Origin of the sequence: Erwinia sp. ErVv1, from assembly GCF_900068895.1 — a bacterium.
Lineage (GTDB): Bacteria > Pseudomonadota > Gammaproteobacteria > Enterobacterales > Enterobacteriaceae > Erwinia.
This window is the reverse complement of sequence record NZ_CDPK01000026.1, coordinates 12337-21169: the sequence shown is the minus strand read 5'-3', so window position 1 is coordinate 21169 and position 8833 is coordinate 12337. Positions and strand designations below refer to the sequence as shown.

7 protein-coding genes and 3 pseudogenes are annotated in these 8833 nt (G+C 50.9%); 8 read left to right on the top strand and 2 right to left on the bottom strand.

Annotation, left to right across the window (positions count from 1 at the left end; all coding sequences use genetic code 11):
• The 8 genes and pseudogenes from A1830_RS23085 to A1830_RS20725 all read left to right on the top strand — a co-directional run.
• Positions 1-1159: pseudogene (locus A1830_RS23085) on the top strand (type VI secretion system tip protein VgrG); the annotation flags it as partial.
• Positions 1134-1652 (top strand): hypothetical protein, encoded by a 519-nt coding sequence (locus A1830_RS20750; RefSeq protein WP_156485058.1) that lies wholly within the window; start codon positions 1134-1136, stop codon positions 1650-1652. The pseudogene A1830_RS23085 and the gene A1830_RS20750, both read left to right, overlap by 26 nt.
• Positions 1653-1899: 247 nt before the next feature.
• Positions 1900-1950: pseudogene (locus A1830_RS24155) on the top strand (hypothetical protein); the annotation flags it as partial.
• Between the two features lie 17 nt (positions 1951-1967).
• Positions 1968-2213 carry a hypothetical protein gene (locus A1830_RS20745; protein WP_067710487.1) on the top strand — a complete coding sequence of 82 codons (246 nt, stop codon included), beginning with the start codon at positions 1968-1970 and terminating at the stop codon, positions 2211-2213.
• A 94-nt stretch (positions 2214-2307) separates the two neighbouring features.
• The gene (locus A1830_RS20740) at positions 2308-2604 is read left to right on the top strand and encodes a lysozyme inhibitor LprI family protein (RefSeq protein WP_231877697.1); all 297 of its coding nucleotides are present in this window, start codon (positions 2308-2310) and stop codon (positions 2602-2604) included.
• A gap of 462 nt (positions 2605-3066) precedes the next feature.
• A complete protein-coding gene (locus A1830_RS20735) occupies positions 3067-3510 on the top strand; it encodes a DcrB-related protein (RefSeq protein WP_067710485.1) in 444 nt (147 codons plus the stop codon).
• 3 nt (positions 3511-3513) lie between these two features.
• Positions 3514-7961 (top strand): annotated as a pseudogene (locus tag A1830_RS20730) (RHS repeat-associated core domain-containing protein).
• 2 nt (positions 7962-7963) lie between these two features.
• Positions 7964-8251, top strand: coding sequence for a hypothetical protein (locus A1830_RS20725; protein WP_067710481.1), 288 nt, complete (start codon positions 7964-7966; stop codon positions 8249-8251).
• Positions 8252-8296: 45 nt separating this feature from the next.
• Here A1830_RS20725 and A1830_RS20720 read toward each other — a convergent pair whose 3' ends face one another.
• Entirely contained in the window at positions 8297-8590 is a 294-nt protein-coding gene (locus A1830_RS20720) for a SymE family type I addiction module toxin (RefSeq protein ID WP_082804232.1), read from the bottom strand.
• A 36-nt stretch (positions 8591-8626) separates the two neighbouring features.
• The coding region (locus tag A1830_RS23595) for a hypothetical protein (RefSeq protein ID WP_231877696.1) at positions 8627-8833 on the bottom strand (207 nt) is incomplete at its 5' end.

Genomic DNA, 8833 nt, shown 5'->3' with positions numbered 1-8833 from the left:
GACGCAGATGGGTTTTTTGAGCCGGAGTAAGGATGGCTCGCCGGACAACGCCAACGCCCTGCGCTTCGAGGATAAAGCGGGGGAGGAGCAGGTGTGGATCCAGGCGCAGAAGAATATGGATACCCAGGTGAAGAACGATGCTTCTCATAGCGTGGGGCAGAATCACTCTCACTATGTGGGGCGGGATGAATCGCACCGGGTGGAAGCGAACCGGACGCATAGCGTAAAAGTGAATGAAACCCTTCTGACCGGGAGCAAAAAAGAAGATGCGGTGGTGGAAGAATACGTTCTGGCGTCAGGGACTAAGTTACGCTTAGAATGCGGTGAGAGCGCTATTGAGCTGACGGCGGCGGGGCAGATCAATATGATCGGGAAAGGATTCAATATCTTTGTTAATGGTTCGGGCTATATCAACACCAGCGGCGGCAAGCTGAACCTGAATGACGGCACGGGAGCAGCCACTGTGGCACCCGGCGCTGGACACAAAGGGTATATCAAAAGCGCGGTGGAGGCGCAGTTCCCGGCAAAAAAGGGGAGTGAGGCGGTAGCGCCGTCTCCAAATCCGGCACAAGAGCATCAGGGTGCAACTCAAACGCCTGAAACGATGTTGACCCCTTTTGGCAAAGACGTAGACAATCTGGTCAATAAATCTCCAACTCTCAGCAAAGATCTTGAGACGCTTGATAAACAGAAATGGTCAATAAAAGAAGGTGCTGCCGGTAAGGGAACATTCGCCGATAGAAATAATAAAGTTATCAAGATCGACAGCAATAAAATTTCAAATCCTGAAAATGTTGTGCAGTCATTGTCTCATGAAACAGGTCATGCACTTTATACTCCCCGAACCGATCTCTCTTCGCGAGATGCTTACTTAAATAGTGCATTGAGTGATGAAGGAGCGGCCACATTAAAGAACATCGAAGTACAAAGGGAAATTCTGAAGAACGGAGGTAATGACATTGGCATAGCAGGAAACACTTCTAATCAGGCAAGCTACAATAAAATCTATGATCAGTTATCGGATAAGACCATCAGCAGAGTTACGGCAGAAGAGAAGATTGGAAGAATTTTTGGGAAAGGGGAAGTGACATCCACAACCAAAGAAAGTTATGAGGACTATTATGGAGGGTGGTATGATAAGAATTATCCGTCAAAGTAAGATGGTTTATGCAGCGTTTTTATGTATTTCATTCGTTAATGTGGCCTGGGGAGGGAATATGAAACATGTCAATTTTTGGACATTTGTTGATAACATGAAGGTTAACTTAATTAAAACTCAGGATGAGATGATGCGTTCCTTCAGTAATCCCTTGTTACTTGAACATGAGACGGCACATACGCGTTTTTTCATCGGCGGGGGTTTTCCCCTACAAGATGGGATAAAAATTGATAGCGTAGATCTCAGAGTCAGTAAAGATACAGCGCCTACACCTGCTTTTCTCTCTTTTGAGGTCTCGGGAAAATGCATATCCAGAGAAGATGTGCATAAAAAGTATAAGGGATTAGTATTATCAGGCATGCCAACTGGCCGTTCTCTGGAAGAAACGACAAGTTTTTCATCTAATCCTGATGAAAAGGGGTTATTTGTAACTTTTAGCTTTTCTGAAGCGAAGCCTGACTGCCTTAAAAGAGTGATATTTGACTCTAAATAGAATAGTTATTTATAAATAAAATTTCAAAGAACGCCAGCATTGATCGATGCTATCTATTTCCCTCATAGCATCACTGATTGCTCAAAGGTCATCATAAAATGAAACTGGTTTTTCCACTCTGCTCCTGCTGTCCGGCTTAGCCAGTCTCTATGCCAGTGCTGAGGGGGCCATTTTCTGGTAGCTGGGAGGGCCAGAATTTGGCGGCGGATGGCGCCTTATTATCAACGCTGACCCTGAATATCCAACTTTGGCTAAGGTACTAAAAACAACAGAGGTTGATTTATCATCAAGGAGTGCCGTAGTTCAGGATGCAGTATGGTCAACTTCGGTACATCATGGTGGGCGCCAAAGATCCTGGCAGACACTATTAACGATATAAAGTCGACAACAAACGTGGATAGTCTCGACTTTGATCAGAAATTTATTTCTCAACTCTATAAAAACAGAACTGACTATGTAAATATTTTATCTTCCCTGGATGCCAATGGTAAGGCAGATTTGGCGGGAAGATATGTTAGTGAACAAAGCCGTGCATTGGACATGTTATCCGGTGGGAACTGATATGAAATCGATTGTACTTATTACTCTTATATCCATTCTGTCTACTTCTGCATTGGCTAAAGAAGTGGATTATTCTGAGTAATTTGATAAGTGTATGAAAACGGCGGAAGGTGCCACGGTGAGTATGAGGGCATGTTATGCAGATGAGATTGACAGCCAGGACAAAAGACTAAACGCCAATTATAAAGCTTACATTTCACTAATGAGTAGTGACATAAAGAAAAAATTTGTGAATGCCCAGCGAGCATGGGTTAAATTTAGGGACGAAAACTGCGAGGCATTTCAATCACAAGAGCCTGGCGGAACACTATCCCTGATTGTTGGCGATAGTTGTTATCTCAAAATGACCGCTGAACGGGCGAATGATTTCCAGAGAAAAGACAGTAAGTAAGAGATGCTGTTGCCTTTTGTTAACACGAAGGATAGAAAACGGAGAGTAGTGAATTTTGGGGAAGAAGAGGTTTTTACCCGGCACATATTAAGCTTTCATTGGCTTATTACAAATAAGACATATGCTCTGGTTCTGATTGTGATTAATCTATTCTAGCCCCTGTAATCGCCTCTCCTACCTCGCAATAAAGGAAAAAGACAATAGCGTCATGGCGCTGGAAAGGAAAAACACCCAGCATGATAATAAAGTAAGCGGTGCTATTTTTACGCAGGATAATATTACCTCCCCGGTTTCTTTTTACACGCCAGATATACGCGTAAGCCAGGGCAGTAAAGTTCAGGTTTAATAAAAAGGTGCGTGGATAGCAGACCAAAGACTATTTATTAACTGATAACCGTGGGCAATAAAAGCGCAATAAATATTTATTGCGCACCCTCATTATTTTTAAAGTGGACAATACCTATGCAATATCATCTGAATGAAGGATCTTTCTCGCTGCATGCCAGCGACTGGCTGGACAACAGTATGAACGTGCTGCGGGATGAGGCAAATGGCATCTCTGTGATCGTCAGCCGTGGGCCCGTTCCTGACGAAAGCGATTTTGAAAGGGAATTCCATCAGCAGTGGGATCGTATGCGCGCGCAGATGACCAGTCTGGTGCAGTCTGACTTTCGCCGGGTTAGCGTAGGGAGCGAGGGAAACATTCGCGGCGTGGAGGTGACCAGCCACTTTGAACGCAATGGCCAGCAACTTTACCAGCACCAGCTCGCCCTCCAGGCAAAGAACAATAATACGCTGATGGTCTTCACCTACTCTGCGCTGCGGCCTTTTACCGCAGAGGATGATATCCGCTGGAATACGCTGAAAAATACCCTGTCACTTACCCCTCCAGGACAGGATGCCTGAGTTATGAGTAATAAACCTGCTGCCCGGATAGGGGATGATCTCATCCACTCCAGCATCTTTGCGGATATCACCAGCATTGTGGTGGAAGGCGCTGCCTTCGCGGCCATTGGTTTTGCCGTTGGGGCCGCCCTCGTGGCCGCGGCCCCACTGGCTGGCGTGGCGGCTGTGAGCACTGCGGTAGCGGCGGTGGGCTCAAGCTGCGTGCTAACCGGGATTATTGGCGGCGCGCTGGCAAATGTGACGGGGGTCTCCGATAAGATCGCCCAGTTCGCCAGCGGCATGGGGGATTTCCTGTTCCCCCCTTCGGTCAGCGGCAAAATCACCAGCGGTTCCGAAAATGTTCTGACCAATAAAAAACTGGCTGCCCGAGCCGCCGCGAAGCTGCTTCCGCCCGCTTCGGTCGTACCCGAAAGCCAGTCTCCAATGAGCTTTATGGATTATGGCCGGGAACTGTTAGGGAGCGCAGGACAGATCGCTCACTCCCTCTGGCAACCCACGGTCGCCGGGCCCGTTGCCAATGCCGATCCCACTCAGCAGGACACCATCGCCTGTGATAAACACGCTGGCCCACAGTTTCTGGCAGAAGGATCCTCGTCGGTGCTGATTAACGGGCAGCCTGCCATCCGGGCGGGGGATCGTTCAACCTGCGAAGCAACGGTGGCAGACAACGTCTCGCCAGATGTGATTATCGGTGGGGAAAGCGTCATTGTCCGTGAGATAAAAAGTGGCAAAACGCCCGGGCTGGCGCTGGTTATGATGTTACTTCCCCTGCTGAGAGGGCGGCCCGGAGAAGTCATACGCAGTATGCCCTGTGTCGTTGCCAATGCGATTGGTGGTATGGCGGCTGATATGTTGATCAATGCCGTTTTTTCCTCCTCAAATCCGGTCCATGCTGCGACAGGCGCAAAGGTGCTTAATGACCAGACCGACCTGGATTTCACGCTGCCAGGACGCTTTCCCCTGCACTGGCAGCGTAACTACAACAGTCGCTCGGGACTCGAAGGCCTGTTCGGACGCGGCTGGACAACGATTTTCGATACCCGGCTTGAGGTAAATGGCAGCGACGGCCTGTGGTGGGATGAATTTGGTCGTGAATTACGTTTTTCCTTACCCCCTGAAAATGAGCCGCTCTACAGCCCCACCGATGGGTTGATCATCCGTCAGGGGCCGGGCGGGGAGCTGGCGATAGCGGATGATGACGGAAGCGTCTGGCGACTCTATCGTCCGCTGCGTGCCAACCCACAGCTGTTGCTGCTGGCCTCGCTCAGCGATGAGTACGGCAATATGCTGGAAATGGATTATGACGCAGAGGGCCGTCTGAACCGTATTTATGACGTACCCGGGGCTGTCGACCTTCATGTTCACTACGACGATATCCGTTTTGCTCAGCGGGTCACATCACTGTGCCATTTTGACGGCAGACAAAGCTGGCAGCTGATGACCTACACCTATGCGGACTCAGGCCAGCTGGCCACGGTGACCGATGCCGCCGGGGTTATTACGCGAGAGTTCAGCTATAACGAACAGGGGCTGATGAGCGCGCATCGCCTGCCTGGCGGTATGCTCAGTGAATATCGCTGGCAGTACTTTGACGACTGGCGGGTAGTGGCAACGCGAACCAGCACCGGCGACAGCAGCGTCATGACCTATGACCTTGAGGCGGGCCTGACCTCGGTGGTTCATGCTGACGGTCGCGAGCACCGGCACTACTGGAACGAACAGGCGCTGATTACCCGCTACATTGATGAAAGGGGGGAAAGCTGGCGCTTCGACTGGGATAAAAATCAGCAGCTGACTCGCACGGTGGATCCCCTCGGTAATGAGGTGAAGTTTCGCTATGACGAGGCGGGTAACCGGGTCGAAGAACAGGACGCGCTCGGTAACGTTCGCACCACGCAGTGGCTGGAGACGCGTGCGCTGCCGACGGGCATTATTGAGGCCGACGGTTCAGGTACGCGTTTTATTTACGATGAACGCTACGGTCTGGCAAAGGTATTTTCTGCAGAAGGACTGAGCGAACAGCTGGAACGGGATGATTACGGCCAGGTTATCCGTCGCACCGATGCGCTCGGCGGTGTGAATCAGTATGCCTACAATGCTGCCGGTCAGGTTATATCGGTAATGGACTGCTCCGGTTTTACCACGCGCTATCTCTGGCACCCGCTAGGCTGGCTGATGACGGAGATCGCCGCAGACGGTGAAGAAACGCATTATCAATATGATGCCGCCGGTCGTCCCTTAGCACTCCAGCGCGCGGAGGGGTGGGAAGAGAAGCTGCGCTGGAGCAAACGGGGTTTACCCATCGCGCATCAGGCGGCAGATGGCCGCGAAAGCCAGTTCCGCTATGATGATGCAGGCAGGCTGATTGCCACACGCAACCCGCAGGGTGATGAAGTGGGTCGTGAATATGATGCCCGCAGTCGCCTGATCGGTCTGATTAATGAAAATGGTGAACGCTACGGTTTTAAGTGGGGAGCAGATTCCCTGCTGCTTGAAGAGCACGGGCTGGATGGCGTGGTTACACGCTATGGCTATGACGCCAGTGGCCGCGTGGCGGAGCGGACCTTCGCGGCGGATACCGCCCACGCATTTAGCCATCTGTTTCGTTACGATCCACGCGGGCTGGTTACCGGCAGACGTTCCCCGGACGGTGAAACACGCTTCAGCTATTCAAAGCCTGGGCAGCTGCTCCAGGCCTCATATCATCCGGCGCTGGATGATGAAAACGTCACCCACGAACCCGAGCAGGCGCTGGACTTCACCTGGGATAAGCTGGGGCGGCTGGTAAAAGAGACCGGTGAGCAGGGCATGGTGGAGTATGAGTGGGATGCGCTGGGCAACCGCACCAGCACCACGCTGCCCGACGGGCGCAGGCTGCGCAATCTCTACTACGGCAGCGGGCACCTGCTGAATATCGCGCTGGACAACCTGCCGATCACCAGCTTCCGGCGTGACAGCCTGCACCGTGAGACCCGTCGCGCCCAGGGCATGCTAAACAGCCATATCAGCTATGACCGGCTGGGGCGACTGCGTCAGCGAGACGTCTTTACCGATGGTCAGCAGCGCCCGGCACCGCGGCAGTGGTCGCGTCGCTGGGACTATGACTATCGTAATAACCTCGTGCGCGAAGAGCAGGACGATAACCCCTTTACCTGGCGTCAGTGGCAGTACGATGCTGCAGGCCGGCTGCTGAAACAGGACGGAAGCCTGCCGGACCACGAGCAGTGGCGCTGGGATGCCGCGTCGAATCCGCTGGATGCCGGGGTGAACAGGGTGTCGCATAACCGCGTCACCCACCTTAACGGCGCGACCTACCGCTATGATATCCACGGTCGCACGGTTGAAAAAATCCGCGATGGCGAGCGGTGGCGCTACCGCTATGACGGCGAGCACCGGCTCAGTGAGGTGATACGGGAAGGGCGGCACGGCACCCAGACGTACGTCAGCTTTCGTTACGATCCCCTCGGGCGTCGGATCGGCAAGACCAGCCGGACGGTGAAACAGGGAGAGCCAGCCGGTCAGCCCCGCACCACCGGGTTTGTCTGGGAAGGCCTGCGGCTGCTGCAGGAGATTCAGGACGACATCCCGCTGACCTACGTTTACGCGGATCAGGCCAGTTACGAACCGCTGGCGCGTATTGACGGCGTCAGCGATCCGGAGATTTACTGGTTTCACTGTCACCCCAACGGTACGCCGGAGAAACTGACGGACGAAGAGGGCGAAACGCGCTGGCAGGGTGATAACGGCGCATGGGGAAAACTGCTGCGTGAAGCGCGACTGAAAGCACCGGGCTTTGCGCAGAACCTGCGGATGCAGGGGCAGTATCTGGACAGGGAGACAGGGCTTCACTACAATCTGTTCCGTTATTACGATCCAGACTGTGGACGTTTTACGCAGCCTGACCCGATAGGGCTGGCGGGNACTACAATCTGTTCCGTTATTACGATCCAGACTGTGGACGTTTTACGCAGCCTGACCCGATAGGGCTGGCGGGTGGGCTGAATCTTTATGCTTATGCGCCGAACCCGCTGAACTGGGTGGATCCGTTGGGGTTGAGTCGGTGTTCTTCAGATGCTTATAAGGGCGTTAAAGACGCTTCGGCTTATTTGAAGAAACAAGGTGTTCCCCGGAAATTCAGGAAGCAGATTTTAGAATCTTTTGAAATACATTCCCTTCGGGTTCGTAAAGCGACAGATTCAGAATATGGATTAAGATATTTCGATGGGGTAAATGCAAAGGCAAGAGGACGCTATATATTTGAAACATTCCCTGCGACAAGAGAAAGTCTGGCAGTAAAAACTGAATGGAATCAGATGACTAATTTTTCTCAATTTAAAGTTACGCCAGGTTCGGTCATTCTTGAAGGTAGAGCCTCAGCTCAAGGAGTAGGATTGTCGGGTGGCCAGATACAAAAATACATCTCTGACCTCAATAACTTAATAGATTTATAAATATGAATAATAAAGATAAAGCAATTTTTAAGTTGAAAAAAGCGATTGATGAACTGAACAAAGTTCTTGCTGGAAATAATATCAACGTTTTAGCTATAAGCTCACATCAACAAATAGGTGAGTTTATAAAAGTATTTGAAATTACTTTGCAGAAGGTATTATCGGATAGTATTCCCCCTAAAAATAAAAGGACACTTGGGATAGCACACTTAATCGCAGACCAATGGCCCTTTGACCTTGAGTTGGGAAGTATAATTATCGATGCAGAACAAGCCTATAAAGAATTATAGTTAAATAAGCCGGAAGCGATCCCGGTGATCCTTCCGGCTTTTATTTTAGCCGCCAGCCTGAGCCAGCAGCGCCAGCGCCTGTTGCCGGGTCTGCTCAATCTCCCGCCGCTGCTGCTCAAGCCGAGCCTGCTCCTGGCGCAGTCGCGTTTCCTTGCGGCTGTAGGGGATCAGCACCAGACAGCCGTCCAGTACCTTCAGGCTGACGCCGGTGCCCACCTCAAATCCCGCCTCGGCCAGCCACTTACCCGCAATGTTCACCTGCGGCGTGGTGCGGTCACCGCCCTTTGGACGGTAGCCCTCTTTGGAAGGATCGGTAATGGTGAATTTAAAAACTACGATCTAATTAAAGACTCTCCAGTATATATTGATGGGGTGCTAAAAAATGGTGGCTTCTAATATGATAAACTTTAATTCTGAAATAATATCTGGATGTTCGTTAGGTAATATTAGTATGAATGAAAATATATCTTCATTTATAGATGAAATGTATTCTTTTTTAAGGTTGAGGTTAAGGAGTACTATCTTCCTGATGGGAGTAAAAAGAATGCATATATAATTAATAAAACTATAACGATCGCCACT

Coding starts and splice junctions, on each gene's coding strand:
- A1830_RS20725 (WP_067710481.1), top strand. CDS start 7,964: ATGAATAATAAAGATAAAGCAATTTTTAAGTTGAAAAAAGCGATTGAT.
- A1830_RS20745 (WP_067710487.1), top strand. CDS start 1,968: ATGGTCAACTTCGGTACATCATGGTGGGCGCCAAAGATCCTGGCAGAC.
- A1830_RS20740 (WP_231877697.1), top strand. CDS start 2,308: ATGAAAACGGCGGAAGGTGCCACGGTGAGTATGAGGGCATGTTATGCA.
- A1830_RS20735 (WP_067710485.1), top strand. CDS start 3,067: ATGCAATATCATCTGAATGAAGGATCTTTCTCGCTGCATGCCAGCGAC.
- A1830_RS20750 (WP_156485058.1), top strand. CDS start 1,134: ATGATAAGAATTATCCGTCAAAGTAAGATGGTTTATGCAGCGTTTTTA.